This window comes from Micromonospora sp. WMMC250, assembly GCF_027460215.1.
Classification (GTDB): Bacteria; Actinomycetota; Actinomycetes; order Mycobacteriales; family Micromonosporaceae; genus Micromonospora; species Micromonospora taraxaci.
Map to the genome: position 1 here is coordinate 2,150,370 of NZ_JAPZBJ010000002.1, position 17,088 is coordinate 2,167,457.

At 70.6% G+C, this 17,088-nt stretch carries 16 protein-coding genes; 8 read left to right on the plus strand and 8 right to left on the minus strand.

The window, feature by feature from the left end:
* The first annotated feature begins 74 nt into the window (after positions 1-74).
* Positions 75-785 carry a DNA alkylation repair protein gene (locus tag O3438_RS09280; protein ID WP_269679571.1) on the plus strand — a complete coding sequence of 237 codons (711 nt, stop codon included), beginning with the start codon at positions 75-77 and terminating at the stop codon, positions 783-785.
* Here O3438_RS09280 and O3438_RS09285 read toward each other — a convergent pair.
* Positions 782-3,052, minus strand: a complete 2,271-nt coding sequence (locus tag O3438_RS09285; protein WP_269679572.1) for an LLM class flavin-dependent oxidoreductase — start codon at positions 3,050-3,052, stop codon at positions 782-784. The two genes, O3438_RS09280 and O3438_RS09285, sit on opposite strands and share 4 nt — an antisense overlap.
* 144 nt (positions 3,053-3,196) lie before the next feature.
* On the opposite strand from O3438_RS09285, the gene O3438_RS09290 reads away from it, so the two are divergent.
* The 4 genes from O3438_RS09290 (at position 3,197) to O3438_RS09305 (ending at position 6,487) form a co-directional block, all read left to right on the plus strand.
* On the plus strand, positions 3,197-3,712 hold the full coding sequence (locus O3438_RS09290; protein WP_269679573.1) for a MarR family winged helix-turn-helix transcriptional regulator: 516 nt from the start codon (positions 3,197-3,199) through the stop codon (positions 3,710-3,712).
* 164 nt (positions 3,713-3,876) lie between these two features.
* Positions 3,877-4,329, plus strand: a complete 453-nt coding sequence (locus O3438_RS34320) for a DivIVA domain-containing protein (protein ID WP_442929583.1) — start codon at positions 3,877-3,879, stop codon at positions 4,327-4,329.
* 44 nt (positions 4,330-4,373) lie between these two features.
* Positions 4,374-4,550, plus strand: coding sequence for a hypothetical protein (locus O3438_RS09300; RefSeq protein ID WP_269679574.1), 177 nt, complete (start codon positions 4,374-4,376; stop codon positions 4,548-4,550).
* Between the two features lie 233 nt (positions 4,551-4,783).
* On the plus strand, positions 4,784-6,487 hold the full coding sequence (locus tag O3438_RS09305) for a cellulose binding domain-containing protein (RefSeq protein WP_269679575.1): 1,704 nt from the start codon (positions 4,784-4,786) through the stop codon (positions 6,485-6,487).
* A gap of 49 nt (positions 6,488-6,536) precedes the next feature.
* Here the strand turns inward: O3438_RS09305 and O3438_RS09310 are convergent, their stop codons facing one another.
* The 3 genes from O3438_RS09310 to O3438_RS09320 all read right to left on the minus strand — a co-directional run bounded on the left by O3438_RS09310 (position 6,537) and on the right by O3438_RS09320 (position 9,125).
* Positions 6,537-7,703, minus strand: coding sequence for a hypothetical protein (locus O3438_RS09310; protein ID WP_269679576.1), 1,167 nt, complete (start codon positions 7,701-7,703; stop codon positions 6,537-6,539).
* Positions 7,700-8,215: a SigE family RNA polymerase sigma factor gene (locus O3438_RS09315; protein ID WP_269679577.1), complete on the minus strand. Its 516-nt coding sequence runs from the start codon at positions 8,213-8,215 to the stop codon at positions 7,700-7,702. Before O3438_RS09315 ends, O3438_RS09310 begins: the two co-directional genes overlap by 4 nt.
* Positions 8,216-8,396: 181 nt before the next feature.
* On the minus strand, positions 8,397-9,125 hold the full coding sequence (locus tag O3438_RS09320; protein ID WP_269679578.1) for an alpha/beta fold hydrolase: 729 nt from the start codon (positions 9,123-9,125) through the stop codon (positions 8,397-8,399).
* A 208-nt stretch (positions 9,126-9,333) separates the two neighbouring features.
* On the opposite strand from O3438_RS09320, the gene O3438_RS09325 reads away from it, so the two are divergent.
* A complete protein-coding gene (locus tag O3438_RS09325) occupies positions 9,334-10,788 on the plus strand; it encodes an alkaline phosphatase PhoX (protein WP_269679579.1) in 1,455 nt (484 codons plus the stop codon).
* Between the two features lie 37 nt (positions 10,789-10,825).
* Here the strand turns inward: O3438_RS09325 and O3438_RS09330 are convergent, their stop codons facing one another.
* The 3 genes from O3438_RS09330 to O3438_RS09340 are packed head-to-tail and all read right to left on the minus strand — an operon-like array spanning position 10,826 to position 13,130.
* The gene (locus O3438_RS09330) at positions 10,826-11,485 is read right to left on the minus strand and encodes an RraA family protein (protein WP_269679580.1); all 660 of its coding nucleotides are present in this window, start codon (positions 11,483-11,485) and stop codon (positions 10,826-10,828) included.
* Positions 11,482-12,198 carry a PIG-L deacetylase family protein gene (locus O3438_RS09335; protein WP_269679581.1) on the minus strand — a complete coding sequence of 239 codons (717 nt, stop codon included), beginning with the start codon at positions 12,196-12,198 and terminating at the stop codon, positions 11,482-11,484. Before O3438_RS09335 ends, O3438_RS09330 begins: the two co-directional genes overlap by 4 nt.
* A complete protein-coding gene (locus O3438_RS09340) occupies positions 12,195-13,130 on the minus strand; it encodes a DUF6282 family protein (protein ID WP_269679582.1) in 936 nt (311 codons plus the stop codon). The genes O3438_RS09335 and O3438_RS09340 overlap by 4 nt, the downstream gene beginning before the upstream one ends.
* A gap of 307 nt (positions 13,131-13,437) precedes the next feature.
* On the opposite strand from O3438_RS09340, the gene O3438_RS09345 reads away from it, so the two are divergent.
* Both O3438_RS09345 and O3438_RS09350 read left to right on the plus strand, forming a co-directional pair.
* Positions 13,438-14,454: an ABC transporter substrate-binding protein gene (locus O3438_RS09345; RefSeq protein WP_269679583.1), complete on the plus strand. Its 1,017-nt coding sequence runs from the start codon at positions 13,438-13,440 to the stop codon at positions 14,452-14,454.
* Positions 14,451-15,230 carry an ABC transporter permease gene (locus O3438_RS09350; RefSeq protein ID WP_269679584.1) on the plus strand — a complete coding sequence of 260 codons (780 nt, stop codon included), beginning with the start codon at positions 14,451-14,453 and terminating at the stop codon, positions 15,228-15,230. Before O3438_RS09345 ends, O3438_RS09350 begins: the two co-directional genes overlap by 4 nt.
* An 84-nt stretch (positions 15,231-15,314) precedes the next feature.
* Here the strand turns inward: O3438_RS09350 and O3438_RS09355 are convergent, their stop codons facing one another.
* Entirely contained in the window at positions 15,315-17,042 is a 1,728-nt protein-coding gene (locus tag O3438_RS09355) for an IlvD/Edd family dehydratase (protein WP_269679585.1), read from the minus strand.
* Positions 17,043-17,088 lie beyond the last annotated feature (46 nt).

Genomic DNA, 17,088 nt, shown 5'->3' on the forward strand with positions numbered 1-17,088 from the left:
CGACGACCTCGTTTGCGGCAGTCCGCGGCGGGTAGGACGCCCTGACTGCCGCTGATCGCAGTAGCTTGCACGTCATGGCCACGAGCGTCGACGTCCGTCGAGATCTCGCCAGCCTCGCCGACCCACGTCGCGCCGAGGCGTCGAGCCGGTTCCTGCAGATGGTCCCCGGCGGCTACGGCGAGGGCGACCGGGCCATCGGCGTCACCGTGCCCGACCAGCGCCGGGTTGCCGCCCGATACTGGCGCGACCTCTCCCTGGTGGAGACGACGGACCTGTTGCACGGTGAGGTGCACGAGGAGCGGCTGACGTCGCTGCTCATCCTGGTGCGCAAGTTCGCCAAGGGCGACGAGCGGGAACGGGGCGAGATCTTCCGCATCGTCCTGGCCAACACCGACCGGCTCAACAACTGGGACCTGGTGGACTCGTCCGCGCCGTACATCGTCGGCCCCTGGCTCGTCGACAAGGATCGCGGCGTCCTGGACCGGCTGGCCGGGTCTGACCTGGTGTGGGACCGACGCATCGCCATCATGGCGACCTTCGCCTTCATCAGGGTCGACGACTTCCACTGGACCTTCCGACTCAGCGACCGGCTCCTGCACGACCCGCATGACCTCGTCCGCAAGGCGGTGGGCTGGATGCTGCGCGAGGTGGGCAACCGTGACCGAGCGGCGGAGGAGGAGTTCCTGCTCCGCCGCTACCGCGCCATGCCCCGGGTGATGCTGCGGTACGCGATCGAGAAGTTCGAACCGCAGCGACGTCGGGACTACCTGTCGGGCGCGCTCTAGTCGGCCGGGGGGATCGGGAAGTTCCGGTTGAAGACGTTGTCCGGGTCGTAGGTGGCCTTGACGGCACGCAGTCGGCTCAGGGTGGGCTCGGGCCAGGCGTCCAGCAGTCGCGCCGGGTCGGTGTCGGACTCGAAGCTGAGATACAGGCCGTCGAGGTGCGGGTACAGCTCGGCCCACAGCTTGTCGAGCTGGGGCCGCCGGTCCTCGACAGTGGCGGCGAGCACCGAGAAGTTCTGGTCCCGGTGCGGGTACGCGGTCGCGTCGCGTGCCACGTCGTTGACCGCCGCTCCGACGGACCGGACCTGCATGATCATCACGTCGCCGGAATTGATCATGTTTGCCATCAGGTCGGCCACCTCCGGGGTGATGTGGTGCGACAGGCCGCTGCGCGTGTCGCGCAGCCCCTGACCTCGATGCTGGTTGCCGGGTGGGGCGACGATCGCCGGGTACGGCACGAGCTGCGCCTGTTGATCGAGGATCGGCCCGATCTCCAGGAACGGGCTCAGGGCGGACTGGGCGGCCTCGACGTCGTCACCGGCGTAGACCAGGGTGACCTGGGCCATCGGCGGATCGCCGCGACGCCCGGGGAAGAGGGACAGGAAACTCGTCAGCTCCCGGGGCGCGTCCTCGACGAGTCGACCCCAGCGGCGGAGCAGCTGCGCGGCGTCGGTCGCGTCGGCGACGAGGTGAGCGAAGACCACAGTGTCGACCTCGTACGCCTCCAGTTCCAGGGCGGTGACGACGCCGAAGTTGCCGCCGGCGCCACGGATGGCCCAGAACAGGTCGGGGTGATGCTCGTCGTCCACGCGGAGCAGGCGACCGTCCGCGGTGACGATCTCGGCGGCGACGACGTGGTCGATGGTCAGACCGTGCTTGCGCGCCAGATATCCGACGCCTGCGGTGGTGGCGAGACCACCGACCCCCACGTCGCCATAGTCACCCGAGCTCATCGCCAGGCCGTACGGGGCGAGCGCCTGCGCCACCTGCCCCCACCGGGCGCCCGGCTCCAGCCGGATCCGACGACTCGCCCGGTCGAGAACCTCGACTCTGTTCATCCTCGACATGTCGATGACGATTCCGCCGTCGTTCGTCGACCTGCCGCTGATGCCGTGCCCGCCACTGCGCACCGACAACGGGACGTCCTGCGTCCGCGCGTACGACACGGCCTCGGCGACCTCGGCGGCGCTCTCCGGACGGATCACCAGGGCCGGTGCCCCCTTCCAGCTGTAGGTGTGGCGGACGCCCTCGTACTCCCGGTCGCCGGGCTCGACGGTCCGGGCGGCCAGCGACGCCGGCAGCGCCTCACGGTCGAGCCCCGAACGACGCTCGGACCGGACGGCGACCGCGCCGGGCCGACTGGCGTCCGGCCCGGTCGCCGCGCGCTCCCTGGCGACCGCCTCGCGTAGCGCCGGAGCGATCTCCTGCCCGAAGGCCTGGATCAGTCGCGGGTCGTCGCGGCCGACCAGGAAGGTACTGAATCCCTCCTCGACGACCAGCGGGAGGAGTTGCTCGACCCACTGCTCCGGTGGCCCCTGGAGGAAACCTCGGCTGCGTGACGAGACGTCGACGGTGAAGAGGTTGAGGAGCCGCCGGATCTGCCGCGGGTCGCGTCCCGCCGCGACCGCCGCCTCGTCGATGAGGCGGTTGGCCGTCACCCGGTCCGGGGACCGCAGGTACTCCAGCGTCGGCAGCCAGCCGTTCGCCTTCTGCCCGGTCAACGCCAGCATCTTCGGCTGGTACGCGCCGAGCCAGATGTCGATGTCGTGTGCCGGCGCGGGGCCGCGCCGCATGCCGGGGATCGGGTAGTACTTCCCGTCGTGGCGCAGCGGCCCGGGTGCGGCGTCGTCCCAGACACCGCGCAGGACGTCGATCGCTTCGCGCAACGCCTCGACGCCCTGCCCGGCCGTCAGCCGGCGAGCGCCCATGCCCTCGACGCCGTCCCAGAACGCGCCCGCGCCGAGGCCCAGCTCGAACCGGCCGTGGGACAACCGGTCCAGGCTCGCCGCGGCCCTGGCCAGGACGGCCGGCGGGCGCAGCGGAAGGCTGAGGACGTTTCCCGAGATCCGCAACCGTTCCGTCCGGGCGGCGACCCAGCTCAGCAGGGTCCAGGTGTCGAGATAGTCGGCGTTGTACGGGTGGTCCTGGAAGGTGGTGAGGTCCAGGCCGGCCGACTCGGTCAGTTCGGCGAGCGCCACCACGTGGTCCGGGTCCTGAGCGGCGGGTGTCAGGAACGTCCCGAACAGGATTTCGTGACCGTAATCAGGCATCGTGTCAGCATCTCCGTGGTCATATTGCCAGACTATGTTCTGTCCAGCAGATCGTATGTCCCACAACGCAGTTGTCCGCCCACGCATTCCAGGCCGCTCCGGAACCTCAGCTCGGTCGACACCTCGCCTGTTAGCGTCCGGTGCATGACCGCCACCGACCCGTGCGAACTGCCGGCCGACCGCAGACGCGGCTCGACCTTCGGCTGGTCCCTGGGCGTGGTGCTGCGCCGCTGGCACGAGTACGTCGAGGAGATGCTGAACGACCTGCCGCACGGCAGCCGGGGCTACCACATCCTGGCTGTCGTCGTCCACGAGGACGTGCCCACGCAGGGCGCCCTGGCGTCCCGCCTGGCCATCGACCGCAGCGTCCTGACGTACGTCATCGACGACCTGGAGAACGCCGGCCTCATCGAACGGAAGCTCGATCCCCAGGATCGGCGCGCCCGCCGGATCGTGGCCACCGACCGCGGACGTGCGGCGCTCACCGAGGCCGAGCGGCGGGTCACCCACGCCGAGGACCACGTGCTGGGTGGGCTGCCCGAGGATCAGCGCGACGCCTTCCGCGACTTCGCAGCCCGCGCCGCCGAGGCGATCCACGCCGCCGCGCCGGCGACGGACCCCTGCGTCGCGGTACGCAGCGTCCTGCCACCGGCCGAGTAACTCGGACCACCGCACGACCGCGGCCTCCTTCCGCGGAGGTCCTACCGCCTGCGGCCCCACCCCGCCGAAGGCGTCTATACCGCCGGTGTCGTGCGGCACTGGGTTGACCCGGCTTCGCATGCTGGGACCAGCAGCCCCTTCTCCCGCAGCCCTGAGGACGAGCCATGCGAAAGCCAGCCAAGACCGCAGCCCTCCTCTTCGGACTGGGCGTCGGTGCGGCCGTCGGACCGTCTCTCGGGACGGCCGCCCTGTGGTCCGGGGTCGCGGTGGCCGCACTCGGAGTCGGCCTCGCCATGGTCGGTGAGAGCGAGGCCGACCTTGTCGCCGACGGCACAGCGGGCCGCGACGGAAGCGGTACGAGCACGGACACCTCGTACGAGGAGTGGAGACAGCGGTACGAACGCCCCACTCTCAGCGGCCTCGGCACTCAGGTCGAACGGATCCTCAAGCTCGCCGAGGAACAGGCCAACGACCACCGCGCCGAAGCGAGGCGCGAAAGCGAGGAGCTCGTGACGGCCGCCCGCCAGGAGGCGGAGACGATCCTGAGTCGAGCCCGGGACCAGGCCGCCGGTATCACCGGCACCGACCGGAGCCGGGATTCGGAGCCACTCGCCTGAGACCCGACGCTCCCTCCCGCGAGGGAGCACCCTCCCCTGCCCGCGTGAGCCGGCCGCGCCCCCGCCCCGCGACGATCAGAGGCATCGCGACAGCGACGCCGATCGTCGGCCGGGCGGACCACAGTCTGACGTACGCAGTGCTCGGCTGGGCCGTGGCATACGGGGGTGTGCGTCTCACGTGGACCGTCGGTGACGTGCCGGAGTTCGGGCAGTTCGATTGACACCTGCTCGGCCTCACCGGCTGACGGTCGGCGGCGTTGTGCGTGACAGCGCCGCCGAGCCATCCCGCCCCTGCTCAGAGGGTCAGAGCATTGACAACAATCATTGGATGAATTACCTTCCTGGCAATCGCCGAGCTGGGAGCGCTCCCAATATGCCCGATGAGTGACGGAATCTTGCCGGGACGGCGAGCCCTCCGAAGGCGTGGACACCACCACCGTTCAGGAGGAGCTTCATGAGAAGACCAAGAAGGACCAACGCCGTCCTGGTGTCGGCCGGCGCCGTCCTGCTGGCGTCGACGGCGGTCGCCCTGGCGACGCCGGCCGGGGCAGCGGCCGCCGGTTGTTCGGTGAACTACGGTGTGTCGTCGCAGTGGCAGGACGGCTTCGGGGCCAACGTGACCATCACCAACCTCGGTGACGCGGTGTCGAGTTGGACGTTGACCTGGTCCTACGGCGCGGGTCAGACGGTGACCCAGGCGTGGAACGCGACGGTGACCCAGAGCGGCGCGGCGGTGACCGCGAAGAACGTCAGCTACAACGGGGGCATCGCGACCAACGGGACGGTCTCGTTCGGCTTCAACGGTTCGTGGAGCGGCAGCAACCCCGCTCCGACGAGCTTCGCGTTGAACGGGGTGGCCTGCACCGGCGACACGACCCCGACCACTCCCCCGCCGACCACACCCCCGCCGACGACACCGCCGCCGAACGGGCCGGCGGACATCACGGTGAACAGCGCGACCAGGTACCAGACCGTCGACGGGTTCGGGGCCGCGCAGTCCATCTGGGGCAGCGCGTGGTCGACCGCCGAGACGCAGACCCTGGTCGGGATGGGCGCCAACCAGTTGGGTCTCTCCATCGTGCGGACCGGTCTGTCGCCGGTGTCGAGCGAGTGGGCGACGCACGTGAACTCGTTGAAGACGGCGAAGTCCTCTGGTTCGAACGTGAAGATCCTCGCCTCGCCGTGGACCGCACCGGCGGCGTGGAAGACCAACAACAGCCGGGTCAACGGCGGGAAGCTGCGGACCGACTACTACGACGACTACGCCAACCACCTGAACAGCTACGTGCAGTACATGCGCGGCCAGGGCGTGACCATCGACGTGACCTCGGTGCAGAACGAGCCGGACTGGCACCCGGACTACGACTCGATGGACTGGAGCGGCACCGAGCTGCGCACCTTCGTCCGCGACCAGGGCACCAAGGTGCAGAACACCAAGCTGATGGTCGCCGAGGCGGTGAACCTGAACTACAACTTCACCGACCCGACCCTGAACGACTCGACCGCCCGCAACAACATCGGTTACATCGGCGGGCACCTCTACGGCACCGAGGAGTCCGGCCGGCTGCGGCCCTACAACCTGGCCGAGCAGCACAACAAGCCGGTGTGGATGACCGAGTGGAACCTGCACGCCGCCGACGGCGGAGGCTCCAACATCTGGGGCAACCCCGCCAACACGACGGTCTGGAACGAAACCCTCGACGACATCATGCGCACCGTGCACAAGTCGATGGAGGCCAACTGGAGCGCCTACATCTGGTGGTACGGCAAGCGCTACTACTCCTTCATCGGCGACGGCGAGTCCGCGTACGGCACCGTCGCGGGTGCCCCGCTCAAGCGCGGGTACGCCTTCTCCCAGTACGCCAAGTACGTCCGCCCCGGCTACCAGCGGGTCGCCCTGACGAAGAGTTCCAAGGCCTCCCCGCTGGAGGTCACCGCCTACCAGGGCGACGGGAAGATCACGCTGGTCATCCTCAACCGCTCGAACAGCGCGGTCAACAACGCCGTCATCCAGGCCCCGCAGAACGTCACCCGGGCCGAGCACTACCTCACCTCGCAGAACGCCAACGCGGCCAGCCAACCGACAAGCGTCAACGGAGGACAAGCCACCATCAACGTGGGCGCGCGCAGCATCTCCACGCTCGTGTTCACCCTCTGAGCCGAGGTGCCCGCCGACCATCGGTCGGCGGGCACCGTCCTCAGCACCACTAGCGGCGGCAGCGCCACACCAGAGGCCGGTACGCCTCGTTCTCGTGGACGGAACCCACCACCGTCATGGCGTCGTCGCTGATCCCGCTTGCCGAGTAGGTGCCCGCCCCGGTCGCCCGGACCTCGGGCCTGCCCGGCAACCGGCGCGACGTGCCGTCCGGGGCGACGAGCAGCGGGGCGCCGTCGTCGACCAACACCTCACCGTTGCCGGCGATCGCGCTGATACTCGGGAACGGCATCAGGCTCACCGCACCCGTGGTGAAATTCCACCGCACCGGCAGCATCCGTACGGTAGAGCCCTGCCGTTCACCGGGGGCCATCCCGACCGCCCACTCGCCGCGCGCCGCCTGCACCGAGGCGTACGGGAGACCGTCGGGCACCGCCAGCGCGATCCCGGTGCCCTCCGGTGTCCACCGGTAGGGCAGATCACCCATCGCGCCGACGACGGAACCGTCCTCCGTGATCGCTGTAGCGGCGGAGCCGGGCCCCCCGACGAGCCGGTACTCCTGCGGCCGGTTCGCCGACCACACGACCGCCTGGTGCGAGTCGCGGGCCCCGCGGGCGGTGCCGACGATGTCACCCCGGCCGTTGACCGCGTGCACGAGAACCGCCTGGTAGCCGGGCGGGGTCACCAGGAAGCGCAGCTTTCCGGCCCGGTAGACCCAGCCGACGCCGTTGCCTCCGGTGCCGACCACGTCACCCCGGGCGTTGACCGCCGCCGCGTGGCGTGCCCCGGCGGGCAGGACCGTCGCCTTGCCGTCGGTCCAGAGCACGATCCTCCCGTCCTCGTTCCCGGTGCCGATGTCGCCGACGATGTACCGCCCGGTGGGGTCCACGCCGCCCGCCACCGCGACCGGCCCTCCGATCGGCTGCGGCAACCACGACGCCTCGCAGGTGACCGGCGGGGCCCCCGCGGTGGACGCGACGGCGGTCGGCGCCGCCACCACGGATGGCGTGTCCGGGGCCTGCGGCCGGCCGGCACCACCGAACCCGACGGCACCCACGACGACGAGCCCGGCCAGCACCGTCACGGCGGCGACCCCGCCGGTGCGACGGCGTCGACGGCGACGCCGGCCGTCGCTGATCGCCCGTGCGACGTCGACCCGTGGCTCGGGCACCGGCGCCGATTGCAGCAGCGCGGCGATCCGCTGCTCGTCCACCGTCATCTCGTACTCCTCCCGGACATCTCCGCGACGTCGAGCACCTGGCGGACCGCCGCCAGCGCCCGAGCTGTCTGCGCCTTCACGTTGCCTTCGGAACAACCCATGGCCGCCGCCGTCTCGGCCAGCGACAGGTCGCACAGGAACCGCAGGACCAGCACGGTGCGCTGGCCGCGGGACAGACGAGCCAGCGCGCCGACCACGCTGTCCCGCTCGACCACCTCGTCGTGCGGTGTGACCGGCGCACGCGACGGCTCCGGCACCGCACCGAACAGCCGGACCTTCGCCCAACTCAACCGCTTCTCGTCGACGAGCTTGTGGACCAGCATCCGGTGCACGTACGCGTCGACGTTGTCCACCCGGCTGACCCGACGCCAGTTCACGTACAACGCCGTGATCGTCTGCTGCACCACGTCGTCGGCCAGATGGGCGTCTCCGCACATCAGGAACGCGGTCCGGTGCAGACTCGGCAGTCGCGCGGAGACGTACTGCACGAACTCACCCTCGGCATCCGCCATCGAGGCTCCCTCCTCCGCACCCTCGACGGGTCGCGACGACCACCAGGTTGCGTCGCGCCGGAAGAGGATTCAACGACGGACGGCCCCGGCCGCTGCGGGATCGCGGCTGGGGCCGTCCGTCGTTGGTCGCCGGTGGGTTCACGCGCCGTTCTGCCCGGGGCACGAACCGGTCACGCCGGTGCTAGCCGGCCCCGACGCCCCGGACCGCCTCGATGATGGACTCGGCGACCTCGCCGGGCTGGGACATCGTCATCGCGTGGGAGGCACCGGCGACCTCGCGGGTGCCTCGGGCGCCGGCGCGTTCGGCCATGAAGCGGTGCGCGGCGACCGGGATGTTGCGGTCCGCGTCGCCGAAGACGAACCAGCTGGGCAACGACTTCCACGGCGGCTCGGACGTCGAGAGCGCACCGCCGAGCGCCTGCTCGGTGATCGGCCGCTGGGTCCGCGCCATCAACGCCGCAGTGTCCTCGGAGACGTCCGCGACGAACTGTTGCCGGAAGGCGTCCTGCGCGATGGCCACCTCGTTCCCGCCGGTCGCCACCGGGTAGGAGACCAGGGTGTCGGCGAGCGTGCTGCCGGGGAACTTGGCGGACAGCGTCGTCGCCGACTCGCCCGTGTCGGCGGCGAACGCGTTGACGTAGACCAGTCCACGCACCATCGGCTCGCCCGCCGCGGCCTCGGTGATGACCATGCCCCCGTACGAGTGGCCGACGAGCAGGACCGGTCCGCCGACCCCTCGCACCACGTCCCGGACGTATTCGGCGTCCCCGGCGACGCTGCGGAGCGGGTTGGCGGCGGCCACCACGGAGTAGCCAGCACCCAGCCGCTCGATCACACCGTTCCAGCTCGCCGATTCGGCGAACGCGCCGTGAACGAGGACAACGGTGATGTTCTGATCTGACACGGCCATCGGCTCCTTCTCGTGAGGGGTGTGCACCCCCGTACGGACTGGGTGGGCGCGGCTGATTACCCACCGTGCGCACGGGAAACGTCACGTCGCCGGCGGCGCTGTTTCTTCACCCCGATGTCACCGACCGATCCCGTCGACGACGTGTTGCTGTTCGTCCGCACGGGTTGGCTCCGACTCGTCGCACTTGTCCTGACCAGGAGCTGATCACGTGCCTTCCTCTCGTCGTACCTTCCTCGCCGGCGGCGCCGCCGCCGGTGTGGGCCTCGCCGTCGCCGGCGGTCTGCCGTCGCTGGCGCAGGCCAGCCCGGGCCGCCCGCACCCGCCGGTCACGTCCGGCCACGTGCCGTTCCCGCCGCTCGTGGACGACCCGAAGGGCGTCCTCGCCCTGCCCGAGGGCTTCAGCTACACGGTGGTCACCCGGACCGGCGTCACCCGGCTGGACCGCGGCCAGGGCATGACCCCGGCCGACCACGACGGCATGGCCGTCTACGACGCCGGCCACGGCCGTTACACCCTGATCCAGAACCACGAGATCGACCCGGGCGCCGAGTTCGGCGTACCGCACGTCAAGGGGACGGTGTACGACCCGGGCGCCGTCGACGCCGGCGGCTGCACCGTGATCAAGACGGACCGTGCGGGCCGCAACCTGGGTGAGTTCGTCGCCCTCTCCGGCACCATCTCCAACTGCGCCGGCGGCCCGACCCCGTGGGGGACCTGGCTGACCTGCGAGGAAACCGAGGACCGCGCCGGCGACCAGTGGGAAGAGGGCGGCCGGACCGGCACGTACCAGAAGGACCACGGCTACGTCTTCGAGGTCTGGGCCGACGGCAGCGCGGACCCGCGGCCGATCAAGTGCCTGGGCCGCTACTCCCACGAGGCCCTGGCGATCGACAAGGACCGCACCCACATCTACCTGTCCGAGGACGCCGACGAGCCCAACGGCCTCTTCTACCGCTGGTCGGCGCCGCGCGGCGTCAAGGTCGGCCCCGGCGTGCTGACCCGCCTCGCGCCGAACGCGGGCGTCCTCGCCGCCATGCAGATCATCATGGACGACGGTTCGGTGCTGCCGGACGTCGCCTACCTGACCTCCGCCCAGTTGGGCCGCCCCTTCCCGGTCCGGTGGATCGAGGTGCCGGACCGCGACGCGCGGCACACGTCGGTGCGCGAGCAGTTCACCGACGGCCAGGTCACCCGCGGGCGCAAGTTCGAGGGCGTGTGGAGCACCGACGAGGGTGTGTACGTGGTCAACTCCTTCGCCTGGGACGAGGGTGACCTGCCGTCCGACGCGGCGCCGCACGACGGCATGGTCTGGTTCTACAACTTCAAGGACCAGACCATCCAGCTGGTGACGTACTTCCCGCACCAGACCTTCGCCGAGGAGGGGACGCCGGTGAAGTACACCGACATCACCTTCGACGGCCCGGACAACGTGACAGTCACCCCGTGGGGAAGCCTGGTCCTCGCCGAGGACGGCAAGGGCGCCTCGCACGTGCTCAGCACGATCCCGGGCGGCCCGACGTACGCGATCGCCCGCAACATGCTCAACGACTCGGAGTTCTGCGGGCCGACCTTCAGCGCCGACGGCCAGGTGCTCTTCGTCAACATGCAGGACCCGGGCCTCACCCTGGCCATCACCGGCCCGTGGGAGAAGTACCTGGGCTGACCGGGTCGGGCGGTGGGGTCGGGCGGTCCGCCCGGTCCTACCGCCCGCGGGGCTCGTCCTCCGTCCGCATCCCGTGCAGGTCGTAGCTGAACTCGCCGGCTTCCAGCCGGGCCCGCAATCCGGTCTCCCTGGCCGTCCGGCTCCTCGTCGCGGCGGCCACGGCGTCCGCGCTCGTCCGCCGCACCACCACGGCCCCGTCGGCGTCGAGCACCATGATGTCCCCCGGTTCGACCGTCGTACCGCCGACCGACGCCGGCACGTCGAGCGAACCCCTGTCGCGTTTGGTGGCTCCGCGAACCCGACGCCAGCGGGCCCAGACCGGCAGACCGAGCGTCCGGAGCTCGTCCACGTCCCGTACCGCGGCGTCGACCAGGACACCGGCCGCGCCGGCGACCTTGGCCTGCGTGGCCAGCAGCTCGCCGATCAGCGCGACGGGGGCCGGCTCGGGCATGGTGAGCACGAGCACCTCGCCGGGGCGGACGAGCGTCATGGCCTCGTGCACTGCCCGGTTGTCACCCTGGCCGCAGACGACGGTCCGGGCGGGGCCGGCGACCCGGGAACCCGGCACCACCTGCACGAGGTCCACGTCGATCAGGCCCCGCCGACCGGCGGCCTCGTAGACGGTCGCCACCCCGGCAGCGGCCAGTGTCTCGATCACCGTGGGGTCGACGTCCGCCGCGTCGTGGACGGAGTTCACAGTGTCGCCACGACGTTCGGGATCAACCGTTGGAACGCCTCCGCCTGTCGGATGGCCGCGTCGCCGGTCACCCGGCGGGCGTGGTTGCCACGATGGTCGGCGCGCTGGGTGTAGTACTCACGCAGGTAGCCCTGAGCCGTCATCGCCGCCATCGCCTCCCGCTTGGCCGGCATCGCCTCGGTGATGTCGACGAACACGGTGGGAACGAAACCGCAGAGTTCAGGTTGGTGGGGTTCGAAGGCCAGGAACTCCGAGGGCGGGGCGGTTCGGAAGCCGCTGGACACTCCGGCGCCCGCGGTGAGCTGCCGGGCGGTCGCCACCGCGGCGTGTGCCGTGGGGTGGTCCGGGTTGAACGGGTCGCGCTCGGGGTGGGTGAGCACCACGTGTGGCGCGTACTCGCGCATCAACGTCGCCAGCCGGTCGATGTCCTCGTCCCGGATCCGCAGCGGGTAGTCGCCCAGGTCGAACGCCTCGAACCGGGCGCCGACCGCGGCGGCAGAGCGTTCCGCCTCGGCGTGCCGCAGTCGCTTGACGTTCTCCACCGTCTGCTGCGGGTCCTTCCACAGCTCGCCGGACTCGCCCCGCTCGCCGTAGGAGAGCGCCACCACGACGGCCTCGCCGCCGGCCCGCGTGTGCGTGGCGATGGCTCCGGCGGCCCGCCAGACGAAGTCGGCCGAGTGGGCGCCCACCACCAGCATCCGTCGCCCGCTCATGCCGGTGTCGTTCCGGCCGACGTCACCAGACGGCGCGAGTTGACCACCGCCATGACGTGGACCTCGTCTTCGGTGAAGCCGGCCTCGAGCAGGCGGTCGGCGAAGAGCGCCAGACCGTCCTCCACCGGCGGGTTGAACGGTTGCCCCAGGTCGCTGGAGAGGACGGAGTGCGCCACACCTACCGACCGGATGGTGGCGAACAGGTCCGACCAGTCGACCTTGCCCGAGTGCGGGGTCGTGAAGCAGCGCTCCAACAGGGCACCCGCCTCGGCGAGCTCGCGCTGCCGCGCGGGCGTCAGTCGCTGCGAGGTGAACTCGGGATGGGTGACCACGATCCGGCGTACCCCCTCCTGCGTCGCGGCCCGGACCACGGCGGCGATCTCGCCGCCGCTCAGGTGGCCGGTGGCGAGCGTGATGTCGTGCCGGGCGATCACCCGCAGCACCTGGCGTACGCGGTCGAGGACCCGCCCCTCGTCGTCGACGACCTCGACCGGATCCGGCACGATGCCCTGGCTGTGCAGGTCGGATTGGAAGGCGCCCCACATCGCCGGTGTGGCGCCCGGCAGATCGGTGGCGGTGCTGCGCCGCTGGTTTCCGGAGTCCACTGTCGGCATCCAGACGATCCGGGCACCCTGGCGCGCGGCGACCTCGACCGCGACCGGGTTGATGCCGCCCATCGCGCCGTTGAGGGTGACGGCACCGAGGACGTCGACGCCGGGCACCACCTTGCGGACCACCGCTGCCCGCTCGGCAGTCGCCACGTAGTGGGACTTGAGCACGAAACCGGCCAGCCCGACCTCGGCGCAGCGGTGCGCCAGATCGACGTCGTCGATGCGTCGGGCCATCACGTCGGGGGCCACGTGCACGTGCGTGTCGTAGGCGCCGCGGACCACGGTGCGGGCACGGGCGGAGGGGACCAGCGGGTCAGGCATCGCGCTCCTCGGTGAGCCCCGAGAGCGGGGTCGTACGGGTGCGCTCGGTCGAGCGCGGCGGTCACGAGCCGGGAGCCGCCGAGCGCAAGCATATCGGTGATCATGCTTGTTTCAAGATGCTGTCACACCCACCGTCCACTATGGAATTGTGGGAATCGTTGTCCGGTAAACCGATTGCCCGCTCGGGACAGACGGACACCACCTACCTGATCTAAAATCGTCTATCGATGCCGACCTCGCGTCGTTCCGCCGATCCCCTCGACAGGGTTGGGCCGAGCGCCGCGAGCCCGGAGGCTGGAGGCACCGCATGGGTAAGCGCTTCTCCACGCTCGTGGCTACCTGGCTGGCCGTGGCTCTCGCCGCCGGTGGCTGCGGCGACACCGGTGACAGTGGCGGCGACCCGCCCGGCGGTGAGATCGACAAGGTCGCCTACATCACCGCGTTCGGCGCGGTGGGCCGGGACGCCTTCGCGTGGGTGGCCAAGGAGAAGGGCTACTTCGCCGAGGTGGGCATCGAGGTCGACATCAAGGAGGGGGCCGGCAACCAGCAGAACCTGACGGCGCTCAAGTCGGGGCAGGTGCAGTTCGGCGCTCTCGACCTCACCGGTGCCGTCATCCAGGCGGGCAAGGGCGAGTTCACCGACTGGCGGGCGATCGCCGCCGTGCACCAGCAGACGCTGATCTCGGTGATGACCACCAAGGACACCAACATCACCACCCCGAAGGACCTGCGGGGCAGGACGATCGCCACCGGCAGCGGCTCCGTGACCGAGTTGCTGTTCCCGGCGTACGCGCGGCTGGCCGGGCTCGACCCGGCGACGGTGAAGATCGAGGGCGTGCAACCCACCGCCCTCAACGGCCTCATGGCGAGCCGGCGGGTCGACGCGCTGGGCACGTTCCTGCTCAGCCGAGGCGCCCTGCAGACCGCCGCCCGCAAGGACGTCGTGGTCCTGCCGTACAGCGACTACCTACCGGACCTGTTCGGCAACGCGATCATCACCACCCCGTCGCTCATCAGCAAGGACCCCGACCTCGTGCAGCGGTTCACCAAGGCCGCGCTCAAGGGCCTGGCGTACAGCATCGAGCACCCGGACGAGGCGGCGACGATCCTCAACAAGGCGAAGCCCACCTACACGGTGGCTGCGGGCAAGGGCGAGATCGAGGCGATGGCCCCGCACGTCCGCCCCGCCGACGGAGCCCCGATCGGGTTCCTGGACGAGTCGCGGGTGGCCCAGACCATCGCCGTCCTCGAACGCGCCAACCTGATTCCGTCGGGTCTGACCCCGGCGGCCGTCGTGGACCCGACCTTCGTCAAGAAGTCGTGACCGGCGACTCCCGGGCACTACGACGCTGGCACACCCTCGGGCTGCCGGCCCTGGGCGCGGTGGTCGCGACCGGGCTCTGGTGGTTGTCCACCTGGGCCTTCGACATCGAGCCGTTCTTCCTTCCGGCGCCCCCGGACGTGGTCGACGCGTTCCTGCGGCTCCCCGGTCACCTGGCCCAGCAGACCTGGATCACCTTCCTGGAGACGATCATCGGTTTCGGCATCGCGGCGGTGGGCGGGCTGCTGCTCGCCGTCCTGCTCGCCGCGTCGCGGACCGTCGAGCGGATGGTCCTACCGATGATCGCCGGCATCAACGCGGTGCCGAAGGTGGCGCTCGCGCCACTGCTCCTGGTCTGGATCGGCTTCGGTTACGAGGCCAAGATCGTGATGGTCGTGCTGCTCTGCTTCTTCCCGATCCTGATCTCGACCATGGCGGGCCTGACCTCGACGCCGAACGACCTCGGTGAGCTGGCGCGCTCCCTCTCCGCCTCGTGGTGGCAGACCTTCCTCAAGGTCCGACTTCCGTGGGCCCTGCCGCAGATCTTCGTCGGGCTGAAGGTGGCGACCTCACTCGCCATCATCGGCGCGATCATCGGCGAAGTGATCAACCCCCAGGCCGGGCTCGGCGCGGTGATCGCCAGTTCCGGCCAGTCCGCGGACACTCCGCTCGCGTTCGCGGCGTTGATCCTGCTCGCGCTCATGGGGGCACTGCTCTTCTATCTGATGGCCGGCCTCGAACGCCTCCTCGTGCCGTGGGCGCGCGCGATCTCCTCCTGAGGCGGCAACCGCGGGGCCTCACCCCGCGGGCCGTCCCACCTTCCCTGCTACCGGTTCCTCCCGGCTTCGTGCGTCGCGGCGTGGTCAGTGCGAGTGCCGGGGCACGTCGCTGCCACTGCCGCCGACCAGGAAGTCCAGGTCGGCGCCCTGGTCGGCCTGGAGGACGTGCTCGCTGTACAGCCGTACCCACCCCCGGTCGGCGACCGGCGGTGGTGGCTGCCAGGCGGCGCGGCGCTGGGCGAGTTCCGCGTCGTCGACGAGCAGGTCCAGAGACCGCGTCGCCACGTCGACGCGGACCAGGTCACCGGTGCGCACCAACGCGAGCGGGCCGCCCACCGACGCCTCCGGGGCCACGTGCAGGACGCAGGTGCCGTACCCGGTGCCGCTCATCCGGGCGTCGGAGATCCGCACCATGTCCGTGATCCCCTCGGCGAGCAGCCGTCGTGGCATGGGCACGTTGCCCACCTCCGGGAACCCGGGGTAGCCGCGTGGCCCGGCGTTGCGGACCACGATCACCGTGTCGGGGGTGACGTCGAGGTCCAGGTCGTCGGCCGCGACGACGTACTCCTCGATCCGGTCGAAGACGAGCGCCGGCCCGGTGTGGGTGAGGAGGTGGGCGGAGGCCGCGGAGACCTTCAGCACGGCCCCGGACGGCGCGAGCGACCCGCGGAGCACCACGGTGCCGGAGCCGGCGGGTTGGAACGGTTCGGCCATGGTGGCGATGACCTCCCGGTTCCAGCACTTCACGCCGTCGATGTTGTCGGCCACGCTCTTTCCGCTGACGGTGACGTGGTCCATGTGCAGCAGCGGGGCGATCTCCGCCATCACGGCCGGGACACCGCCCGCGTAGGCGAAGTCCTCCATCAGGTACGCCCCGGACGGCATGAGGTTGACCAGCATCGGCACGTCGGCGGTGAGGGCGTCGAAGTCCTCCAACGACAGCGGGACGCCGAGGCGTCCGGCAACCGCGAGCAGGTGTACGACGGCGTTCGTCGAACCGCCGATCGCGGCGTTGACCCGGACCGCGTTCTCGAACGCCTCCCTGGTGAGCACCGTGGACAACCGTTGGTCCTGCTCGACCATGGCGACGATCCGGCGCCCCGCGGCGTGGGCGAGCGCGTACCGCCGGGAGTCGACAGCCGGCACGGCGGCGGCCCCCGGGAGTTGCACGCCGAGCGCCTCGGTCACACAGGCCATGGTGGAGGCGGTCCCCATGGTCATGCAGTGCCCCCGACTGCGGGACATGCCGACCTCCGCCTCCGCGCAGTCGGCCGCGCTCATCCGACCCGCCCGCATCTCCTCGGTGAAGCGCCAGACGACCGTGCCCGAGCCGATGTCCTGGCCGCGGAACTTGCCGTTGAGCATCGGGCCCCCGGTCAGCATCAGGGTCGGCAGGTCGACGCTCGCCGCCCCCATCAGCAGGCCGGGGGTGGTCTTGTCGCAGCCGGAAAGCAGGACCACCGCGTCGAGCGGGTTGGCCCGGACGGACTCCTCCAACTCCATCGCCAGCAGGTTGCGGTAGAGCATGGTCGTGGGCCGCATGAGGGGTTCACCCAGGCTCATCGCCGGGAACTCCAGCGGCAACCCGCCGCTCTCCCACACCCCCCGCTTCACCGACTCGGCCAGGTCCCGCAGGTGGGCGTTACAGGGGGTCAGTTCCGACCAGGTGGTGGCGATGCCGATCACCGGGCGGCCGTCGAAGACGTCGTCCGCGAACCCCTGGTTACGCATCCAGGACCGGTGGATGAAGCCGTTGCGGCCCTCCGCACCGAACCACTGCGCGCTGCGCAGCTGTCGATTCGTCGTCGACATCAGCAGACTCCTCTGTCATCCGTCCGCGCCGCGGGGGTTCGCGGCG

What these genes read in the sequence shown, in the direction of transcription:
- O3438_RS09280 (WP_269679571.1), top strand. Translation starts at nt 75, where the DNA reads ATGGCCACGAGCGTCGACGTCCGTCGAGATCTCGCCAGCCTCGCCGAC.
- O3438_RS09285 (WP_269679572.1), bottom strand. Translation starts at nt 3,052, where the DNA reads ATGCCTGATTACGGTCACGAAATCCTGTTCGGGACGTTCCTGACACCC.
- O3438_RS09290 (WP_269679573.1), top strand. Translation starts at nt 3,197, where the DNA reads ATGACCGCCACCGACCCGTGCGAACTGCCGGCCGACCGCAGACGCGGC.
- O3438_RS34320 (WP_442929583.1), top strand. Translation starts at nt 3,877, where the DNA reads ATGCGAAAGCCAGCCAAGACCGCAGCCCTCCTCTTCGGACTGGGCGTC.
- O3438_RS09305 (WP_269679575.1), top strand. Translation starts at nt 4,784, where the DNA reads ATGAGAAGACCAAGAAGGACCAACGCCGTCCTGGTGTCGGCCGGCGCC.
- O3438_RS09310 (WP_269679576.1), bottom strand. Translation starts at nt 7,703, where the DNA reads ATGACGGTGGACGAGCAGCGGATCGCCGCGCTGCTGCAATCGGCGCCG.
- O3438_RS09315 (WP_269679577.1), bottom strand. Translation starts at nt 8,215, where the DNA reads ATGGCGGATGCCGAGGGTGAGTTCGTGCAGTACGTCTCCGCGCGACTG.
- O3438_RS09320 (WP_269679578.1), bottom strand. Translation starts at nt 9,125, where the DNA reads ATGGCCGTGTCAGATCAGAACATCACCGTTGTCCTCGTTCACGGCGCG.
- O3438_RS09335 (WP_269679581.1), bottom strand. Translation starts at nt 12,198, where the DNA reads ATGAGCGGGCGACGGATGCTGGTGGTGGGCGCCCACTCGGCCGACTTC.
- O3438_RS09340 (WP_269679582.1), bottom strand. Translation starts at nt 13,130, where the DNA reads ATGCCTGACCCGCTGGTCCCCTCCGCCCGTGCCCGCACCGTGGTCCGC.
- O3438_RS09345 (WP_269679583.1), top strand. Translation starts at nt 13,438, where the DNA reads ATGGGTAAGCGCTTCTCCACGCTCGTGGCTACCTGGCTGGCCGTGGCT.
- O3438_RS09355 (WP_269679585.1), bottom strand. Translation starts at nt 17,042, where the DNA reads ATGTCGACGACGAATCGACAGCTGCGCAGCGCGCAGTGGTTCGGTGCG.